This window comes from Candidatus Kryptoniota bacterium, assembly GCA_036567965.1.
Lineage (GTDB): Bacteria > Bacteroidota > Ignavibacteria > Kryptoniales > JAKASW01 > JAKASW01.
The window spans coordinates 1-20,825 of the sequence record DATCTN010000027.1; the positions used below are offsets into that span (position 1 = coordinate 1).

Genomic DNA, 20,825 nt, shown 5'->3' on the forward strand with positions numbered 1-20,825 from the left:
TCTTTATTGTTCACTTTCTTTTGTCCCGAAGGGATCCCTTCGGGACTCACCCAAAAGTCCCGCTCTTTGGGATCCCGTTCATCGTATGGTTGTTTCTGAACGGGAAAAGTGAACCGAAAGTCCGCCTTCTGCGGATGCGCCACATACAATAATCGAGGCGCAAAAAGGGTGCCCTGCGGAAATGGTCCCGACTTGCGTCGGGATCGTCCCGTACTCAGGTATATGCGATTTTTTGAATAGCTATTCCAATTCATTCACCTAACAAAAAATCGCTATAACCACGTGTTGAGTCTTAAAACGCACTTCCTACCCAACGGGACTCTCCCGAAGGGATCCCTTCGGGACATTTTCGCAAGGGACATATTCGCAGTTGAACTTGAGACACCACCAAAGTTTGCACTTCATTCAGTCACGGAATAAATTCACTGAATCTCACAAACCAACCTGGGTTATATGGCTGTCTACATTTCACTTCTACGCGGAATAAATGTCGGTGGAAACAAGATCGTACCGATGAGCGACCTCGAGGGAATGTTCGGACAACTCGGATTCTCCGACGTTACAACCTATATCCAAAGTGGCAACATTGTTTTCAAAAGCGGCAAGAAGTCCGTTCTTGAGCTTGAAAAGAAAATATCGGCCGCAATCAAAACCCGATTCGGATTTCAAGTAGACGTATTGGTCCTTTCTCTTGACGATTTGAAGAAGATGATGGAGAAGAATCCGTTCACGGATAACAAGTTGAAAACCGGCGAACGTATATATTTTACAATAATGTCGGATAAGGTGAAGAGCGAGACCGTCGCATCATTGAATCATCCGAAAGGAGCTGGTGATGATTTCAAGGTGATAGGCCGGGTCGCTTATCTTTTATGCCGAACCGGGTACTCGAAGACTGTTTTCAACAACAACTATATTGAGAAGATCCTGAAGGTGACTGCGACCACGAGGAATCTTGAAACACTCTCAAAACTGGTCGAGATTGGAAATGACCTTGCCGGTAAGCCCGATTGATAATTAAACATTCAGAATTGAGAATTAATTTATGACATGGCAGGAGGCTTTTGATATTCTTGAGTTGTCGAATCCTAAAACTCTTGAAGAACTTCGAGAAGCTTACAGCATACAGGTGAAGGCCTGGCATCCGGACCGCTTCGAAAGCGACGCCAAAATGCAGCGAATCGGAACCGCGAGGATGAAGCTCATAAACGAGGCGTTCAGATACCTCAGGGAGAATTGGTCGAAGCGTGAGGACTATCTAATAAGACAAAAGGTCCACAAGGCACCCATTCCGGTCGGCGAACGTAGGACGGGTCCCAGGGAAATAGTGACGGTCCTGGAACACGCACGTTCGGTTGCGAGGAAAACGGGAATAACTTTTGCCGCGAAGAGAATACACGAGTACCTTGGCGACGCGACGATCTCAGCGATCTTCTCAGATCACCGCAGTCGCGAACTGAGACTCAAGGTAGGAGAAGCAGTAACGATCGAGTTTGGAAAATCAGCTCGGTACGAAATACGCTTGCTTCAGGTCAGGCAGGTGTACAAGTCGCGTCGTGGGATGCCGTTTCCACTGTTCTATCCAGCCGCCGACCTGGCAGTAACGAGACTCGCTTGAGTCTTTATTATTCAAACCGGAAGCTCATTCAAAGACAACGGTAGTGACAGAATGAGAGACGAAACGCTAGTTGTCTTAAATCAACTTAAGAACCTTGATTTGTCAACTTATCCTTATGAAAGAGCCAAAGAGTTAATTGGCAAACTTGGCTGGTACTATGCCGAGCTTCCACTGCGTTCAGGAGCAACCATCATAAGATCTCGCCTTAACGAGAATAAAAAAGCATTTACTTCCAAAGAGGAGTTGACCTATGTGTCTAAGGAGAAAAATAAGACCTATAGACGGGCAAGTACTCCCCACTCAACGATGTTCTACGCGGCCCTGGAACCTGGGTCGCTAGAACGGGATAGGTTCTATTCAGCACAAGTCACATGTGCCTGCGAACTGTTGAAAGAATGGATGGGGGACAAATATGTAATGGGTAGAAAAGTAATAACCTTAGGTTACTGGCGCGTCACAAAAGATTTGCATTTGTGTGCCGTGGTTCAAAACGAGGATTTTTCTAGTTCAAATCCAACGGTCAAATTGATTATGGACCGTCTTACAAAGTGCATTGCAGATCTCGAAGACAAAAAAGATGATGTTCTATTGGTATCTACGTTCTTCGCGAATGAGTTTGCCAAAAAGGAACGAAACAATTACGATTATTTACTCTCGTCAGTGTTCACAGAGCGAATGGTTAATAAGGGAATGGACGGAGTCTTCTACCCAAGCGTTTGTTTGGATGGCCGTGGATTCAATATTGCCATAAGCCCCCTGGTGGCTGATTCGAAGCTTGAATTGATGGCTGTAAAAGAAGCGTCAGTATACAAATACTACGGTGATTTCCTTATTGATTACGACAAGGTGATTGAGCTTGTATCAAATCAAACCACTTTTGAGTTAGTGCCAAAATTAGAAAACGACCATCACGAACGTGACAAGTGGCTCCGTGATCTTGGACTGAAAAGCATTGACGATCTTAAGTAGAGTCAAACCATTCTGTTCCATCACAGAATGCTGAGGAGAAAAGTGTGATTGGCACAAAACGATCTGACATAGAGCCGGGGCTCAAGGTCTCGATCGTCCTGAAGCAGGATCAACGAACCGGCAAACTTACGGAGGGAATCGTTAAGGATATACTCACGAGTTCTCCAACCCATCCGCATGGTATCAAGGTGCGCTTGGAAACGGGAGAAGTCGGAAGGGTAAAGAAAATTCAGAACTCGTGAACTGATCCGACTGCTGACTCCGATCATTACTGATACGCGGTCTTTTAATAGGGCCGGAGGTCGGCTGGATTTTATTTAACTGTGGTCCGTGTTTTGGCTTTGTTTCTCTCGCCAGTATAGCCTAGATTCACTCTGCATGATGGGACAGGAATCTTCGAGTTCTAAGTCCGCGATTCAAAATTCACGATTAACAAATTAAAATCCTCCAAATGGGAGATGATATCATGAACGAAACAGCTATCCAGGGTCTGAAACCAGAAGCAGTCTGGAAGTACTTCCTCGAAATCAGCGCGATACCACGCGGGTCTAAGAACGAAAAGCAGGTATTGGAGTATATCAAGAAGACGGCGGCGTCGATGGGACTGAAATATAAACAGGACAAGGTCGGGAATGTCCTGATTACAAAACCCGCGAGCCCGGGTAAGGAAAAGTCGCCGGTGGTAATCCTCCAGGCGCATACAGACATGGTCTGTGAAAAGAACCGGGACGTGCAGCACGATTTTCTTAAAGATGGCATTAAGTTTCACAAGGAGGGCAACTACATCAAAGCGGACGGCACGACGCTTGGCTCGGACGACGGAATTGGCGTCGCGTCTCTTCTTGCAGTGCTCGCCGACAAGTCTCTCGTTCACGGCCCGATCGAAGGCCTTTTTACGATAGACGAAGAAACGGGACTGACCGGAGCGAACCACATTGAGAAGGGCTTCCTGTCCGGATTCGTGATGATGAATCTCGATTCTGAAGATGAGGGCATCATCTATATCGGGTGCGCAGGCGGACTTGATACTTCTATTACAGTCCCTGTGAAAAGAAAAGCAGTTACAGGGAAAGTGGAATTTCTTAACGTGATGATTCGCGGCTTGAAGGGCGGACATTCCGGCGTTGACATTCATGTCGGCCGGGCAAACGCACTGAAACTTCTGACCCGCACATTAATGGCCATCGATGCGCGGACAAAAATGAAACTCGTCTCTTTGGAAGGCGGAAGCAAGCATAATGCTATCCCGCGCGAGGCCGAAGCGAGTATCGCGGTGCCGGCTTCGGATGCGGGAAGGGTAAGCAAGCTCGCGGCGGAATGTGAGAAGACGTTTAAGAATGCATTCTCTTCAGTCGATCCCGAAGTGAAGGTGCTTGTGGAAAAAGGAAAGAAGTCGAAACAGGCGTTCGACGACGCTTCGAAGCTCAAAGTTCTCGGGACGCTTGCCGGATTGCCCCACGGGGTCATCAGGATGAGCAACGATATCCCCGATCTCGTTGAAACATCCACCAACGTGGCGGTTATGCGGACCGAAAAAGCCGGCGTAACTATTGTCACGAGCCAAAGAAGTTCGATCGAATCGGAAAAGGATATGATTGCAGCCCAGGTTGCCTCTGTCGGCCAGTTGGCAGGCGCGAAGGTGAAAGTGAGCGACGGATATCCCGGCTGGCAGCCGAATGTCAATTCTCGCGCACTGAATATCGGGAAAGAGACTTACAAGCGCACATTCGGCAAAGACCCCGCCGTGAAAGCTATCCACGCAGGACTTGAATGCGGTATCATAAACGACCGGGCCGGCGGAACGATCGACACCATTTCTTTCGGACCCACGATCATCGGGCCGCATTCGCCAGATGAACGAGTGGAGATCGGGAGCGTCGAAAAATTTTACAGGTTCCTTGTCGAACAGCTTAGAGCAATAGCATAACGGATATTTCCGTCGTCGCGTCCCCCTCTCTTTTTCGGGAGGGGGAACACAATCAGGCGGGTTAGTGTTAACATGATTGATTAAGTTGTCGTAGCACTCATGTAGAGATTAATTGAAGGGAGGAGGAGGGATGAAGTTTGCGGGCTGGTATGCAACCGTGGCAGGTGTTCTGATCTTTATCCACTGGGGGTTCTTTCTATTCACTGCGAACGTGCCGGAATTGGAAACTATGCCGTTTCAAATCTCAGCCCATCTGGCGGCCGAGTTCGCCACGGCCATAGTCCTTATCGGCAGCGGGCTTGCAGTCCTGAAAAACAGAGTATGGGCCCCGAAAGCGTACTTCGTTGCATCGGGGATGCTCATCTATACCGTGATAAACAGCGGCGGTCATTTCGCACAACTTGGCAAGTGGACTTTCGTGGTGGTGTTCGGTGTCCTGCTCATACTCACGGTGATTGGACTCGGCAAGATGGTACGCACTACAAGTGCGTGAATGAATCTCCCGGCGGACATCGAGCTTTAGGCATTTTAGTCCCACCGTCGGCATCTTCGGTGATTCGTCGAGTTGAAGCTAATCATTATTCCACTGGCAAATATCCGGGTAGAGCATTCGCCCCTCGTGGGTCTCTATCTCTCACGCCTTCAGATAAATCAAGCGTAATGTAATGGCAATGCCTCGATCAAGACCAAAAAGAATATACGAGCTCGAGCGGATTGGAAACGCGAGAACAGTCCAGCTGTATGCAGACGGGTTCAGTGCGTTGACAAATCGCGAGAAGATCTTCGCGTACTTCATGGTACAGGCGGCAATCGCCGGCCGCAATATCGCCATCGACCAGGCGAACAAGTACGCCGTCCGGATCATGAAATTATGCGAGCATATCATCTCTAGCCCGAAGGGAATCCCGGTTAAGAACATTGACGCGATCCGGAACTATGTCAAGTTATTCTGGATCAATAACGGGATGTATGACCACGGGACTAACAGGAAATTTGTGCCGGCATGCAGCGAACATGAATTCCGGAAAGCACTTCAAACCGCCTGTAAGAATCATCCCGAAAATAGCGGACCATTCCTGCGAACATTTGCCGATGTAAAAAGGGCGATGTTTGATCCGGACTTCATGCCCGTCGTTACCGATAAGACACCCGGTCATGATTTCATTTCCGAAAGCGCGAACAATTTTTACGAGGGACTAAATACATCCCGGCTGAACGAATGGGTAGGCGGCGGAAATGAAAAGAACCCGCTTAATTCGAAGGTCATCGCGAGGAACGGGATGATTGAAGAGCTCATCTGGAGATGTGGAGGCGACGGGTGTGCACCGGGAATGTACACGCATGAGCTGAACCGCGTGGTGGAGAATCTTGAGAATGCAAAAGGATATGCGGCCAACAGACGTCAGGCTGAATCCGTAGAATTGCTGATAAGATTTTTTCGTTCCGGTGCGATCCCGGATTGGGAGAAATTCAATATAAACTGGGTCAAGGACTCATCGAATGTCGATTTCATATTGGGATTCATCGAAGTCTATATGGACCCGCGGGGACAAAAGGGAAGGTTTGAATCGGCAGTCTACTTCACAGATAAAAAGCAGACCAGGTTAATGCGGAAGCTCGCCGCAAGCGCGCAATATTTCGAGGACGGGGCTCCCTGGACAGACGAGTATAAGAAAAGGGACGTCGTTGCGCCTGTGGCCAATGTTGTGAACGTCATCGTCGAAACGGGCGACGCGGGACCGATCAGCGCCATCGGAATAAATCTTCCGAACGAGCAAGCTATCCGCCAGAAGTACGGTTCAAAAAGTATACTTCTTCACAATGTTGTTGCCGCCTATAAAGCGTCAGAGCCTAAAGGACTACTCGAAGAATTTTGCTTCGACAAGGCTGAAATCAGACGCGCGAAAAAATACGGAGCGATTTCAGATGATCTGCATACCGCGATGCACGAAGTCCTCGGCCACGCCTCGGGCAAAATTAGCGACAGCTTGAAGGGTGATCCCGCCGATTATCTTCCCGGCTATTACTCGACGCTCGAAGAAGCACGCGCGGACCTCGTCGCACTTTGGAACGCGTTCGATCCGATGTTGAAAAAATTAAAACTGGCCGATTCAGATGAAATTGGAAAAGCGATGTACGATGCTTATGTGCGAAATGTTTTTCTTCAACTCAGAAGGATCCCGAGCGGTGACCAGCTCGAGGAAGACCATATGAAGAACAGGCAGCTGGTCGTCAATTACGTAATCAAGAACTCGGAGGCGATAAGAACTGAGCACCGAAAAGGGAAAACATTTTTTCATGTAATCGACTATCCCCTTATGCGCGAAGCCGTGGGGAGACTTCTTGCTGAAGTAATGAGAATAAAAGCCGAAGGCGATTTGACTGCCGGGAAGAATCTTGTCGACGCGTACGGTCTCAAGATTAATACCGCGTGGCGGGACGAAGTCATGAAGCGAGTGAAGAAATTAAACGTTTCATCCTATACCGGTTTCGTCATGCCGGCTCTTCGACCCATAAAAAACAAATCCGGAAAAATCACCGACGTTAAGATTTCATACCCAAAGGATTTGACCAAGCAGATGCTTGAATTTTCAAGCATGGCACATTAGTTTTCTTCATACGCATTCAGAGAAAGCCTTCCGAAGCACCTTAACAGATGATCTTTTGGTAAGGAGGTGTTTCTGTATGAGACGGATTTTAAGCTTCGCTTTGTTGCTTGTATCGGCTGGACTCCTGGTTACGTGCAACGACAAGTCTTCTAATCCGGTAGATCAAACCGTCGTCGGGTCGTTCCACCAGATCGGCGGGTGCGGGTACAGCACTACAGCAAGGGTATTCGCCTACGATTCATGCTTCGCATATGAATTCAAGGACACACTTATAACCGACTTCTGTCTCCCGGGGAATTGTTGTCCTGATTCGAACCGATTCGTTCTGTCGTACGAAGTGCGAAATGATACGATCTTTGTCGCGGCTTCCGACACGGCCGAGAACCTTTGCAGGTGCACCTGCAATTACATTTTCCGCGCGGAGTTCGCCAATCTGCCACTCAACCACTATGTATTTCACTGCATGGCAGGTGAGTATCCGGACCTGGAGTTGCTGTATGAGATGCAGGTTTACAAGCCTGGAACTTGAGATGACAGTCACCTCAAAGGTGTAGTACCTCAAAGGTGACGGTCAAATAACACTTTTCACATGTCAACCAAAACGACATTTCTCAACTCTTCAGACGAGTACTTTCACGTGTACAACCGCGGAGTTAATCGGGATCCGATTTTTCTGGAAGGACGCAACTATACTTATTTTCTCAAAAAGCTCTGGCGATATCTTCCGTCATCGGGCCTGGAATTGTTGGCTTACTGTCTCATGCCAAATCACTTCCATTTCTTGGTGAGGCAGGAACGTCCATATGCCTTGTCAGTAGTAGTCGGAAACTTATGCAACGGGTATGCGAAGGGAATGAATAGGGCCTTGAAACGATCGGGGCACTTGTTCGAGTCTAAGTATAAATTGAAATTGGTTGACGAAACCCGGTATTTGTCCTATCTGACCGGATATATCCATTTGAACCCGGTACGTGCTGGTCTTGTTAGACTTCCAGAAGAGTGGGATTACAGCAGTTGCCAGGATTACCTTGGAATGAGACCGGACAGCCAGGTTAACTCGACGATTGTGCTGGAGTCGTTTCGGGATCGGAAGGATTATTTTGAATTTATGTGTGGACCCGCGAGTGTTCCAAAGGAATTAGAAGTTTATCTTTTTGACGAGCCAAGCTGATAAGATGACCGTCACCTTAAAGGTGACGGTCATCTAGTACCTCAAAGGTGACGGTCAACTTAGTCAAATAATCACCCAAACATAGGAACTGCAATTTGGATCGCGAGAAATTATGGGGCTATGTAGATTCGAATAGAAAGATATTCCTGGATGAACTCGGAGCTCTCCTTAGAATTGAGAGTATATCCGCCGATCCGCTGAAAAAACCTGAGATGCACCGATGCGCGGAGATGGTTTCGCAGGCGATGCAGAATGTCGGCATAGAGAACATCTCCATCATTCAGACGGAGGGAAATCCGCTCGTCTACGGAGAGTACATGCGCCCTTCGAATAACACCACCATTCTTATTTACGGACATTACGATGTCCAGCCTGTCGATCCTGTCAATGAATGGAACACTCCTCCGTTCGAGCCGACCGTAAAAGGCGACGACTTATTCGGACGAGGCACCACCGACGACAAGGGTCAACTTTTCGTTCACCTAAAGGCGTTTGAGGCGTACAGGAAGATCGTCGGCGATCCGCCAGTGAATTTGAAATTCATATTTGAGGGTGAAGAGGAAATAGGAAGCATTCATCTTGAACCGTTCATCAGATCGAACAGTAAGCTTCTCAAATCGGACATCGTACTGATTTCTGATACGGCCATGTACGGACGGGATCTTCCGTCTATCTGCTACGGGCTGAGAGGTATGGCGTATTGCGAAGTCAGCGTCGAAAATTCTGCCATCGACCTACACTCGGGCTCGTTCGGCGGCGCGGTCGAAAATCCCGTACATGTTCTGTCAAGTATCATTTCATCTCTTCATGACGATAACGGGCGGGTCTCAATCCCTCATTTTTACGACGATGTTCTCGAGGTGAGTAAAGAGGAGAGGCGCGAAATTGCCCGGCTTCCTTACTCAGACTCAGAATTCCTGCGACAATCCGGCGCGATGGCTCCGCATGGTGAGAGAGGATTCACCACCAACGAGCGTCTCTGGATAAGGCCCACTCTCGACGTGAACGGGATATTCGGAGGGTTCACAGGCGAAGGCGCGAAGACAATTATCCCTGCGAAGGCCGTCGCGAAGATCAGCATGAGGTTGGTTCCTAATCAGAAATCAGCTGTCGTGCTGAGGTTGCTCGAGGATTACGTCCGGGAAATTTCGCCGTCTACTGTCAGAGTTGCTGTCAGGAAAATGCACAGCGGCGAACCGGCGTTGACACCCATCGATCATCCCGCGGTAAAGGGTGTAGCTGCCGCACTTGAGGAGGTTTTCGGTAAAAAGCCCTACTATATCCGTGAGGGAGGCTCAATACCGGAGGTAATCACATTTCAGGATGTGCTGGGAGCTCCGGTCGTTCTCCTGGGCTTCGGACTTCCTGATGAAAACAGCCACGCTCCGAACGAGCACCTCTACCTGAATCATTTCTTCGGCGGAATCAAAACCGTCGCTATCCTTTATGACAAGCTTGCAGACCTGATGACATAAAGAAGATAATTGACCGTCACCTTCAAGGTGACGGTCAATTTCCAATTAGACTTACGGTTGTATTTTTCCCGATTTGATTTCATTCACAAGCCGGTCGGCGTGGTAAATGTACTTCAACGCCTCAGGAATGGCATCAGAATGTACTGCCACAGAGCGGTTGTAAGTGTCTACATAAATGTACTCACCCGGAAGGCTCTCAATGTTCCCGTCGAATATCAATCCGACAATTTGGAGATCCTTATTCAGCACAGGGCTTCCCGAATTTCCGCCGATGATGTCGTTCGTCGCAACGAAGTCCAGAGGCGTGCTCAGGTTGAAATCAGCCGGAGGATTGGGCCAGTTGCCCGGAAGAGAGAACGGATATCTTTTTCCGAACGAATAGTATCTGTCGTACATTCCATAGTAGGTGGTATTCGTAGGAGCAATCGTCCCGTTATATTCGTATCCCTTCACCACTCCGTCTGCAATTCGCAGTGTGAATGTCGCGTCGGGTGGGATCGAGGTGCCGTATACGTCGAACACTGCTCTGCCGAGCAATTGTCCTTCTGCACCTTCCTGCGCTGCTAGTTTCTCATACTGCGATCTCATGGACGACATTTCCTGTTGCGTTTCGACGACAAATTGTATGAAAGGATCTGTAGAAGTCAGGATGGCATCCGGAGTGCCGTTTAGCAGGTCGGCAACCCTCGCGCTGTCTCCGAGTGAGGTAGAGCCTGTCAAATAATCCGCCGCATCCGCGGGCGTTCTGCCGCCGAGTAGTTTATTGAATGATTCGTTGCTTACTCCGAGTCCAGCCTGCATCTGCATAAGTTGATGGGCCAGAACCAGCTTCTCGAGATCCGCGTTGAAATCCGCGGGGAAGAATTTCGCCTTCATTTTGTCGAGTGCTGCACCCCGATACATCTTAGGACGGCTGGAGTCGGGCATCTTCATGTTGTTGGCGTATTGCACCAGACGATTTGCGATGGAGAAATACGATGACCTGCCGAAGCCGGCCGGGCTGAGCGCGTTAAGCTTTTCAAAAAGTTTTGCTTTCCCGTCCTGAACTGCGGCTATGTTGTCCCAGACCGTTCCGTATTTCTCTTCGAGAGACGGATTTGCGGTTACAGCATCACGGAATTTCTTTTCGAACGCTTTCTTCCTTGCCATGAGATAAGGATCTCTCAACCCGCCCAGATATCCCGTGTAAGCCTTGAAGGAGTTGGAAATTCCAAAGAGTCGCGTCTGGTAGTCCAGCTTCTTTTCCGGATGTTGTTCGATCATCTTTGTGTATGTGTCCATTCCTGCCTGCAACAGGTCGACAATATACGGATACTGGTAATCCCTGTTGAACTCGAGCTGTGAAACAGTCAGGAGTCTGCTGGTCCTTCCGGGATTCCCGATGACGAAGACAGGGTCTCCTTCTTTTGCGCCGTCCTCGCTCCACTTGAAATAATGGTCAGACTTGAATGGCTTGTCGTTATCATAGATTCTAAAGAGTGAGAAATCGACATCGTAGCGCGGATAAGTGAAGTTGTCGTAGTCGCCCCCGAAATACGCAACGATTAGTTGCGGCGCGAATACGAGTCTCACATCTGTATAACGCTTATATCCGTATAGCGAATATTTTCCACCGTTATAGAACGTAACCACCTGGAAGACCATTGAATCCGCAGGCGAATCTTTCTTGTATTGTTCCCAATACTGGTTCTGCAGCTTTTCGATTTCAGCATTTCGGTTTGCAACTTTTTCTTCGTCCGTGGTACCGCTCTCGAACGCCTGCTGGACCTCTGACGTGACATCCTTGATAACGACCAGCTGGTCGGCGTACATCCCGTCGACCTTCCGTTCGTCGGCAAGTGTCGGTGCGTAGAAACCGCTGTCCGGCAAGTCCTCACCTGGCTTGTTTACTTTGTCAAGTGCGCCGCGTGCGCAATGATGGTTTGTCAGGAACAGGCCGTCGTCAGATATAAATGACGCCGAACAGCCGGCGAGTCTCAACGCTCCCAATCGTGCGTCATCGAACCAGCCCTTGTCGGGAGTGAAACCATAGGCTTCCTTGAAATATTGTGTCGGTGGATAATCGAATGTCCACATTTTTCCGTTGTCGTACTGCCCCGCCTTTACAGTGTCGGGGTTAAGAAAATTTTGCGACGTCGGTTTGGTGGCCTGATAACTCGTGCAGCCCCCGAGCGCCAGCAACGCCGTGAATAGAAATGCGGATGCGTACCGTGAGTGGGAATTTCGCATGATTGTCCTCTTTAGAATTTGTTAGACTGTTCGAAATTTAAGACAAACCCGGAGTAATTTCCATTTGAACTGAGATCATCCTACGAAGAACCGGTAATTTGTTTCAACGACAAGTCCACGAAAGGCGGCCACTTATTCCTAAGCTTCACTTTCCATATGATATGACTTTAAATGTTGTTATTTCTGCAGAAGCTTGATATATTTTCGCGTCCGAAGGACCTCTTCGGGATTTGAGTTTGGCATACCAAATAGAGGAGCGCATTATGTATTTAAGAATTACGGAAAGGGTCTTGGTCTTTCTATCGTTATCCATCGCGTTTGTTGCGTGCCAGAAGAGCGGTCCTGTCGCACTGCCACCTCTCACGGATTACAGGGACGGCTCTAATCTCTTCGCCATTAAAATCCCCGCGGCATGGCAGCAATCGAGCGAGCCGGGCAACCTGAACCTCTATAACACACAAGATGCGTGGAATAGATTTGCCGACCCGACCACGAATTCCAAGACGGCCGTTAGGATACACGTGTATGCCGAGCCTGCGGGCGCCAAGAAACTCGATGAAGTTGCAGAAAGCTTTAAGTCAGAACTTCGACAGGAGCAAGCTCAGATTGATCCTGACGTCCCGACCACCATCAGCGGCGTTCCTGCTGTGAAAATTCCGTACCAGCTGAAGCTTGACGACAAGAACACCATCTATTCATATCGCGTGCTCGCGGTGTCGGACAGCAATACGTACGGGTATGAATGCGACGGATTCAACCAGGACTTCAAGAATTACTCCGATGTGTTCGACAGCATCATGCTGACCTACCGGATCATACCGAAGGCCGTGCAGACCCAGCAGCTTCCCGAGGACCTGATCCCCTCGCAGGTATTCTCGACTTATCAGAACGACGTGTTTGCTATCCAATACCCCGATAACTTCAAGGCGGCGTCGCTGCCGGCGTCCGGCGATATACAATCATCGGAGAAATTCTCGGGCTATAGAAGCGACTGCACGATCCAGGTCGACGTCCTTGATGCGAAGAAGCTGACCGTCCAGAAGGTTTTCGACCAGAATAAGGGCAAGTACCCGAATGTTGCGGATACGAAAAAGATCCAGATGGACGGGCTCGACGCGTATCAGATCAGCTATTCTCCAGTCAGAGGAATTCAAAGCCGCGCATACTTCGTTGTCAAGAACAATAAGTGGATCAGGGTCACCTTCAATCTTGCCACCGAAATGGCGAAGGATTTCCTCCCGGCTTTTGAGAAATCAGTGACAAGTCTGAAACTCAAGTAGGAAAGACGTGATTCTTTGTGTGCAGGCTCGAATTTTGTTTGAGCCTGCACAAACTTGTTACCCACCTGCATCTCTTCCGGAGAACTGTCGTGACTAACACGTTGTTTGGAGACGGGGTAGAATTCTACAACGTGGCGCACAGGGGCTTTTCAATGGCGGCGCCTGAAAATACAATGTCGTCTTTCCAAAAGGCAATAGAGGCCGGCGCGAACATGCTCGAAATGGACGTCATGCTCACCGGCGATAACCACGTGATAGTTTTCCATGACTTCAGTGTGGGAAGAACAACAAACGGGACCGGGCTCGTCAAGAAGCTTAATCTCAGCCACATAAGGTCGCTCGATGCCGGGATGTGGTTCTCCCATAAGTACGTGTCGGAACAGGTCCCGCTCCTCGATGAGGTCCTCGAGCTGGCGAGAGGGAAAGTCCGGCTCAATGTCGAAATGAAACACAGGCGGCGAAATGGAGCGGCGGCGCTCGTGGATAGATGTCTGAAAATAGTCGACCGTCATCGAATGAATGACGATGTCCTTTTCTCCTCGTTCAACCTCGAAGCGCTGAGACATCTGCACGACAGGTCACCGCACCTGAGGATTGCTCCTCTCTACAGGCATAATCTGAATCCGACGCGCCGATCATTCCCGCTTCGATACGGTGCGCAAGGTGTAGTACTCAACCATTTATTCCTGAATCGGGCAACCGTGGATCAGTTTCACAGACTCGGCATACATGTTTTCGTGTACACCGTAAATAATCTGCGCAGGATAGAAAAAATGTTCCGGATAGGTGTGGATGGGATAGTTTCCGATAATCCTGCCGCTGTAAATTCTACAACCAGGAAATTCCTAGTTAGATTCTAGTTCGTGCGGGAGAAATGTTGGTAGCCGGGAAAATCCTTATGCTCATCAACCTTGCCGTCGATCCTCTTGATGCGGACGGCCGGCGAACCCTCCGTCACTCTGCCGATAACTCTTATGTTACCCTCGAGTGAGAAAAGTTTCTGAAAGTCACCTTCCGCGATTGTGAAAAGCAGTTCGTAATCTTCACCGCCCGACAGCGCGTAAGATAATGGGTCCTCTTTGAAATCGTCCGCGATTTTTCTCGTGATCGGATCTATCGGAATGAACTCTTCGTCGAGTTCGGCAGATGTACCGCTCTCTTTGCAGATGTGAAGCATATCCGCTGCGAGTCCGTCGCTGATGTCGATCATAGAATGAATTCTGATTTTGTCGCTGATCGATCTGGACAACTCAATTCTCGCTTCGGGCAGGAGATGCTTCTGCAGCGCGTCGTCTACTCCCTCGAAGTCCGGCTTGAAGTCGGACGGCTGGCCCAGCTCGAGGTACCTGTTTTTTTCTCTTTGGAGAATCTTCATACCGGCGTGCGATCTGCCGAGGTCGCCGGTGACGCAGATGACATCGCCCACCTTCGCTCCATTCCTGAGTACCTGCCGATCCGGCTCGACTTCTCCGGTGATCGTCATGCTCACAACGAACCCGACAGGGGATGCCGACGTGTCTCCTCCCGCCACTGCGCAGCCGTACTTGCCGAGCTCATCGACCATTGCCTCGTAAAACTCTTCGATCATCTCGACGCTCAGATTGGAATGGATGCCCAGCGACACCAACGCCGCGACGGGCGTGCCCGACATCGCGGCAATATCGCTGAGATTCGCGGCCGCAGCCTTTCTCCCAAGATGTTTCATCGAAGTATAGGACAGATCGAAGTGTACGCCCTGGATCAGCAAATCTGTCGTGATTATTCCGAGCTTTCCTTCGGAAGGTTTGATCAGAGCAGCATCGTCTCCGATCGACTGCACGATAGCTGGATTTTTAAACTTTGATGCGATGGAAGCGAATTTTTCGACGAGCCCGAACTCGCCCACGTTCGAAACCGGCGTGAATGTAATGTCCACATGTCCTCCGCCAAAAAATACTGAAATGGAAACTGAAATCAAATCTCGGGGTAGCGTCTCCCCGTCTGAGATTAGGAAGGCAGACGTAATTTGCGAGCGTGACACGACCGAGACATTTTGAAATTATGTGAGCGCTTTTTGGACATCTTGTTTGACATTTGATCACATGTTTGTTATCTATTTGCCGGTTAGGTGAGGCGACTTGTATATGGTTAGAGACGAATGAAATTGGCGTCGTATGCACTCCAATGGGAAAAGTCAATTCTGAGTCCTCGTAGAAGAGCGACATTTTGCCGATGCACCAGCCTATCCAGTAGCTCGATCGACTCGCGAGGGGACATTCGCTAGCCATTCAGGTATTTCTGGTGCCAGGTTGTTTCGTGCCAGGAGGTCAGGAAAAGGTGATACATCAAGACCTTAGAATGCAAATCAGGGTAAGACAGGGTCAGATTTGAAAGACCACTTTAAAGTGTCAAGTCTTCGGCGAAGTCGGACCTAGGAGTCGTCATGACAAGTATCCGCATTGGAAGTTTTGTTTTTAGACTGTTGCTGTTTGGATTGGTGCTTCTCGTGTTTGAGTCAATATCTCACTGCGGCAGCAATCCGGTCGATTCGGGAAACAGCAAGAACGAAATTCTCCCCCTCGCGGTGGGTAACAAGTGGGTTTACTTTGCCTTGTCCACGTACGGAGCAATTGACACTGTCACCACGGAAGTATTAAGTAGTACCGTCATTGACACGGGAAAGGGTAGGGTGAAAGCCTATGGCGTGAACTATCGTTTCAACGAAGAACCGATACCCGATTTTCAATGGATTTACTGGAATTGTCCTGACGGACTTGTGGGGGCCGGTGGAATCTCCAGTAGAGATACTTTGATCGTGAAAAGTCTGATGCTGAAATATCCTGGTGTGGTTGGTGATTCGCTGCTTGTGCCTAATGTGAGTTATTCGGACGGACAGTTCTACGTGAAAGACACACTCACTCACTTCCTTGTGTCAACGGACGATTCAATAACTACGCCTTTCGGGACGTTCACGGGATGCTATGTATACAATTACAAAGAGAGCCAGGGTGAGGACGTCGCCGGTTTTGACGATATCTTCGATTACTATGTTCCTGGCATCGGACTGGTCGGTGAAATTGTGCGCACATTAATCTGGAACGTGCCTCGGGATACAACATATCGTCTTCTACTTTCCAGCTACTCAATTAGGTGAAGCGACGGTTGATTCGATTAACATAACGCCAATCGATCATGGAGGAAAAAGACGAAGAAGTAAACTCTCGATTCCGGATGTTATCATGGTACAGGGCTGAAATCTCATCTCTCATCATAATGAATGATTTAACATCTCCACGATCCATCTAGTATTCGAGATAGCAATTTTTGGTTGCTGGATCAAGTGTGACGACCCAGACCAAGTGGGTGGTTTGGTTCTCACTTTCAATTATCATTTATTTGAATACAGCAAGTAATCGAAGAAAACGCGCCGGCGTAATTATTGCGCCTTACTGAATTGAACAAATTGACGCCCGCTAGATTTCTAAGTCGATACCGCATCTCGACACAAGGAGGTGTGGGTGAAAGTTGCATCAGAGTGTTAACATATCCCGAGGGTGTATCCTGATGCATACGAAGCCGCGGAACGAATAAGAAAGAGGTAACTTCAATCGAGCATTGCGTTCTTACTCGCCAGCTTTGTTTGATGTTTTGCGCAATTTAGGTCAATTCAGATTCAATACTATAATTGACCTGAAGATCGCGGTCGTGAGCATGTGCGAAGGTAAGTTGTTTTTCTGGCTCTTGAGACTCACATTAAGGAAGTAGACTTGCTAAGGCGGCTGGCGAGATATCAGGGAGTCTGCGAACGAAGATCATGACAAGGATTTTGTTTGGAGGGGATGAGTTCCACCCGCTCTTCAAAGTAAGCACGACGTCGCTCAAGCTCGCTTTCCTGCTCTTGTTATGCTCCCTTGTGATGCAAAGCTGTAGTTCTCCGTTTCAAGTGAAGGAGGATTATTCACCACGGCTTGTAATTTACGGTATCGCGTTCAGGGGAGATTCGGCGCTGACACTTAGGGTTCAAACAAATAGCAAAAATCCGATTGCTGATCCCAATCATTCGGAGAAGGTAGATTCTTTGACCGGATCAGTAGTAAATGGGGCGACGGGGGAAGAATTTCAGCTACGCGGATCTTATGCCGACACAATGAACTGGCTACAAACGTCAATTCCAATCGTTGCCGGATCGAATCTCTTACTCGCTGCAAGCGCCAGCAGGTATGCTACAATTACATCGAGTCTGACAGTACTTGATAGCGCCACAATTTATGTCGCAGATGCTGAAACGGATGCAAAACTTAGAAATCGATTTTCGGGTTCTGATACGACTGATTTAAAGTTCTTGGTTTACCCATCTCATCTGACAAAAGCAATTCGAGCAACACTAGACGTTGTGTATGATGGCATTGACGGATTTGGAAGTCATGTTTCCGGAGAGATCGTAGTTAATCCAGTGTACCAGCAGGATACGACAACATATCTCATGCGAGTAAATGGTCAGTTAGCTGATATAACATTTAATCTGCGCAATTGTATGGATGCATTGTCACTGGCACTGAATAGCATTCGGAGTGGTACGATTTATGCCGTTGTCAAGGTCACCCAAGTCGATGCGGCACTGTATGATTTCTACAGCATTTCGCATGGTTTTAACCAACCATTTACGTTCAGAACTGAGAGGCCAGTTTACTCGAACATAGTGGGTGGACTTGGTTTCTTCGGAAGTGCTTCGAATGATTCGTTAGCTATAAAAGTCTATCCGTAAAATGAGAGACAGTGTTACTAAGAAAACAAATCTAATAATTTATTCGGTCCTCCTTTTTGGATTGGCATTTGTCGTGTCTCCTGCGGAGAGTCAACCAAGAACATATACTCTACGTGGCACCGTTGTAGACTCGTCGACGGGCGAAAGAATTCCTTACGCTACAGTCAGGGTTGACAGCACCACTATAGGAACAGCGTCTAATGCCGCAGGCTACTTCATTCTTCCTCTGATCCCTTATCATTCGAGACACTTTGTGGTGAGCGCAGTGGGATTCAAACGAAAGAATTTTGAAGTTGAAAGTTCGTTAAGTGTAGTGGAAGTGACTTTCCGCCTCCCCGAAGAGCCGCCTACGATGAATCCTGTTTTGGTAACAGCTGAAGCCGTGAGTCAGATGAAGCCTGCCTCACCTAGCACTTTCGTTTTATCTCCAAGAGAGCTCCAAAAAGCTTCAGGTCTCCTCAACAACGATCTGCTCCAGGCCGTGACACAGCTTCCCGGTGTGGTAACTATCGGCGGGATATCAAGTCAATACTATGTCCGTGGAGGCGCTGCAGATCAGAATCTTGTGACTATAGATGGTATGCGAATTTATAATCTCTTTCATGCATTTGGATTGTTCAGTTTCGTCGATCCCTTGATAGTCAAGGTTGCCGATGTGAGCACTGGTGGTTTCCAGGCAGAATACGGTGGAAGACTCTCATCAGTCCTGAGCATCGAGACTAGGGACGGCGACAAGTATAATTACGGAGCGGCAGGTTCGTTTGACCTCCTTTCGTCGGACATCGCGCTGTACGGTCCGTTACCTTTCAACTTGTTCCAAGGTCACACGAGTTTTATCGGCTTCTTTCGTACATCGCTGAATAGGAATACGCTCAATAACTTCTTCAATCTCAATTTACCATTTCAGTTTTATGACGGCTTTGGGAAATTCACGACCGATTTTTATTCGTCCGGTCACGTTTCTCTGGAATATTTTTCCACGGGTGATCAGATTGTGAGCAGCAACAACATGGACCCGGATTACCACTGGCGCAACAGCGGATATGCGTTAACGGGTAATTACTTCTTCGGGGACGACTACAATATTCAATTTTCCATATCGAAATCAGTTTACAGAGCTGAACAGCTTCCAAAATCCTCGAGCTATCTGTACCATCAATTAAGCCAGATAAGCGATCCGGGGGTTTACGGAAACCTGACCTATTATCCTAGCCCAACTGCCCAACTTGACTTTGGCCTCCTATTCAACTTCCCAACGTATGAATTCACATTCACTAACGCCTTCGGTTTGCCTTTGGCGATCGATCAGACTGAAGCCGAGCCAAATTTCTGGCTAAAATACAAGTGGGAGTTCATAAGGAAGCTTTCGATTGAATTGGGAATGAGGATCGATATGGCGCGGAACTTCAGTTATGTGATGGGAGGGAACCATGGATATCTCGGTGACCCTCGAGCGACGCTTACATACAAATTAGATCCCGCTTCGGAAGTTTATTTAGCAACCGGCTTATACCACCAGCGAGTCATGAATCTTAATAACGAGAACGATATTTACACACCATTCAATCTTATCATCCCGATTTCTGATGCGACTACTCACACAGATGACGAGGAGGCATACCATTTTATACTAGGAGGTAAAGGTTTGCTATTAGATTTTCTGGATGTCGGCACAGAAGTTTACTACAAAGACTTCACTAAACTTGTATTGATCAATCGAAATAAGGTGGACGAAAGTGATCCTGACTTCATTCTTGGGACAGGAGAATCTTACGGGATTGAACTGAGTGCCAAATACGACATAGGAATCTTCTACACGATGGGAAATTATTCGCTTGCTAAGGTCACAAACACTTCGGAAGGATTCACCTTTGCCCCTACTTATGACAGGCGTCATCAGTTTAACTTCTCCTTGGGTTGGGAACCACTGGAAAGACTGTGGCTGCGTACCCACTGGGAATATGGCTCCGGACTTCCTTACACACCACTTGCCGGCTATTATCCAGAGATGCGTATAAATCCTGCGGATTGGGTAGCCTATTTGCTCAGCAACGCTTCAAGTCAAGTAGCCTTTGGAGCGACCAACAGCGAACGAATATCAGCTTACCATAGACTTGATGCAAGCGGGTCTTACGAATTTCACTTGATCGGACTAGACCTCACTTCTGAGCTCATGTTAATAAATATTTACAACCGTAAAAACGTCTTCTATATCAACAACATAAATGGCAGCGTCGAGTATTCACTGCCTTTCATGGTAAATGTTTCGCTAAAGTGGAAAATCTGATGCAAGGTCTGGCCTCTTTCCCGAACGATCAAAAGAATCTAGTTAGCAGCCTAGTGGTTGCGTACTAATGCCGGGTTAGATATTTGGTCAACCATCGGCGAACTGAGAGGACGAGCACCTTCCACTGTCGAGGGTCTTTGTATTAGGGGACTGTGAGGTCTCGCCGCGTTGCATTATACTCTAGCCTTCCTTCCAGAAGCGTACTAAATATTTGTCTATGGAGAGCCTGCATTTGGAGGGGGACGGTGGTGACGGAAACTGTCTGTTGACTCTCAGCGGAACAACCTGGGAATCTCGTCATCATCATGGGTGGCGGGACATTTCTTAATGTGGAGAGAGAGGAATCATATATATAATGCGGGGCCGCATGATTGTGCTCAGTCACCATATCATCACCGAAGCGTATATAAACCGATACAACCAAGCGCAGACAGTAACCAAATGGTAACCATCGGTTGAAGAAAATGGCAAATACCTACTGCCAATGAAAGTAAAATGCTCAAGGCGCAAGCATGT

Annotated in this window: 17 protein-coding genes; 14 read left to right on the forward strand and 3 right to left on the reverse strand. The window is 48.3% G+C overall.

Annotated elements, in window-relative coordinates:
• A partial coding sequence (locus VIS48_12365) for a hypothetical protein (GenBank protein ID HEY9166942.1) occupies positions 1–254 on the reverse strand: 254 nt, incomplete at its 3' end.
• A gap of 199 nt (positions 255–453) precedes the next feature.
• On the opposite strand from VIS48_12365, the gene VIS48_12370 reads away from it, so the two are divergent.
• From VIS48_12370 to VIS48_12410, 9 genes are all read left to right on the forward strand, one after another.
• On the forward strand, positions 454–1,014 hold the full coding sequence (locus VIS48_12370; protein HEY9166943.1) for a DUF1697 domain-containing protein: 561 nt from the start codon (positions 454–456) through the stop codon (positions 1,012–1,014).
• 31 nt (positions 1,015–1,045) lie between these two features.
• Positions 1,046–1,618, forward strand: coding sequence for a J domain-containing protein (locus VIS48_12375; GenBank protein ID HEY9166944.1), 573 nt, complete (start codon positions 1,046–1,048; stop codon positions 1,616–1,618).
• Between the two features lie 51 nt (positions 1,619–1,669).
• Entirely contained in the window at positions 1,670–2,587 is a 918-nt protein-coding gene (locus VIS48_12380) for a hypothetical protein (GenBank protein HEY9166945.1), read from the forward strand.
• A 44-nt stretch (positions 2,588–2,631) separates the two neighbouring features.
• Entirely contained in the window at positions 2,632–2,829 is a 198-nt protein-coding gene (locus VIS48_12385; protein HEY9166946.1) for a YwbE family protein, read from the forward strand.
• A gap of 224 nt (positions 2,830–3,053) precedes the next feature.
• Positions 3,054–4,514, forward strand: a complete 1,461-nt coding sequence (locus tag VIS48_12390; GenBank protein HEY9166947.1) for an aminoacyl-histidine dipeptidase — start codon at positions 3,054–3,056, stop codon at positions 4,512–4,514.
• Between the two features lie 130 nt (positions 4,515–4,644).
• Positions 4,645–5,007, forward strand: a complete 363-nt coding sequence (locus VIS48_12395) for a hypothetical protein (protein ID HEY9166948.1) — start codon at positions 4,645–4,647, stop codon at positions 5,005–5,007.
• Between the two features lie 178 nt (positions 5,008–5,185).
• Positions 5,186–7,123 carry a peptidase M49 gene (locus tag VIS48_12400; protein HEY9166949.1) on the forward strand — a complete coding sequence of 646 codons (1,938 nt, stop codon included), beginning with the start codon at positions 5,186–5,188 and terminating at the stop codon, positions 7,121–7,123.
• Between the two features lie 76 nt (positions 7,124–7,199).
• Positions 7,200–7,652 carry a hypothetical protein gene (locus tag VIS48_12405; protein HEY9166950.1) on the forward strand — a complete coding sequence of 151 codons (453 nt, stop codon included), beginning with the start codon at positions 7,200–7,202 and terminating at the stop codon, positions 7,650–7,652.
• Positions 7,653–8,389: 737 nt separating this feature from the next.
• On the forward strand, positions 8,390–9,769 hold the full coding sequence (locus VIS48_12410) for a dipeptidase (GenBank protein ID HEY9166951.1): 1,380 nt from the start codon (positions 8,390–8,392) through the stop codon (positions 9,767–9,769).
• Between the two features lie 51 nt (positions 9,770–9,820).
• On the opposite strand, the gene VIS48_12415 is transcribed toward VIS48_12410, so the two are convergent.
• Complete coding sequence (locus VIS48_12415) at positions 9,821–11,998, reverse strand: S46 family peptidase (GenBank protein ID HEY9166952.1); 2,178 nt, start codon at positions 11,996–11,998, stop codon at positions 9,821–9,823.
• Between the two features lie 263 nt (positions 11,999–12,261).
• Between VIS48_12415 and VIS48_12420 the strand changes: the two genes are divergently transcribed.
• Together VIS48_12420 and VIS48_12425 are read left to right on the forward strand one after the other, a co-directional pair.
• Complete coding sequence (locus VIS48_12420) at positions 12,262–13,278, forward strand: PsbP-related protein (GenBank protein ID HEY9166953.1); 1,017 nt, start codon at positions 12,262–12,264, stop codon at positions 13,276–13,278.
• A gap of 89 nt (positions 13,279–13,367) precedes the next feature.
• Positions 13,368–14,138, forward strand: a complete 771-nt coding sequence (locus VIS48_12425; GenBank protein HEY9166954.1) for a glycerophosphodiester phosphodiesterase family protein — start codon at positions 13,368–13,370, stop codon at positions 14,136–14,138.
• Here the strand turns inward: VIS48_12425 and thiL are convergent.
• Positions 14,135–15,193 (reverse strand): thiamine-phosphate kinase, encoded by a 1,059-nt coding sequence (thiL, locus tag VIS48_12430; protein ID HEY9166955.1) that lies wholly within the window; start codon positions 15,191–15,193, stop codon positions 14,135–14,137. The two genes, VIS48_12425 and thiL, sit on opposite strands and share 4 nt — an antisense overlap.
• 507 nt (positions 15,194–15,700) lie before the next feature.
• Between thiL and VIS48_12435 the strand changes: the two genes are divergently transcribed.
• The 3 genes from VIS48_12435 (at position 15,701) to VIS48_12445 (ending at position 20,309) form a co-directional block, all read left to right on the forward strand.
• Positions 15,701–16,411 (forward strand): hypothetical protein, encoded by a 711-nt coding sequence (locus VIS48_12435; GenBank protein HEY9166956.1) that lies wholly within the window; start codon positions 15,701–15,703, stop codon positions 16,409–16,411.
• Positions 16,412–17,071: 660 nt separating this feature from the next.
• Positions 17,072–18,022 carry a hypothetical protein gene (locus VIS48_12440; protein ID HEY9166957.1) on the forward strand — a complete coding sequence of 317 codons (951 nt, stop codon included), beginning with the start codon at positions 17,072–17,074 and terminating at the stop codon, positions 18,020–18,022.
• A 1-nt stretch (position 18,023) separates the two neighbouring features.
• Positions 18,024–20,309, forward strand: coding sequence for a TonB-dependent receptor (locus VIS48_12445; protein ID HEY9166958.1), 2,286 nt, complete (start codon positions 18,024–18,026; stop codon positions 20,307–20,309).
• The last annotated feature ends 516 nt before the right edge of the window (positions 20,310–20,825 follow it).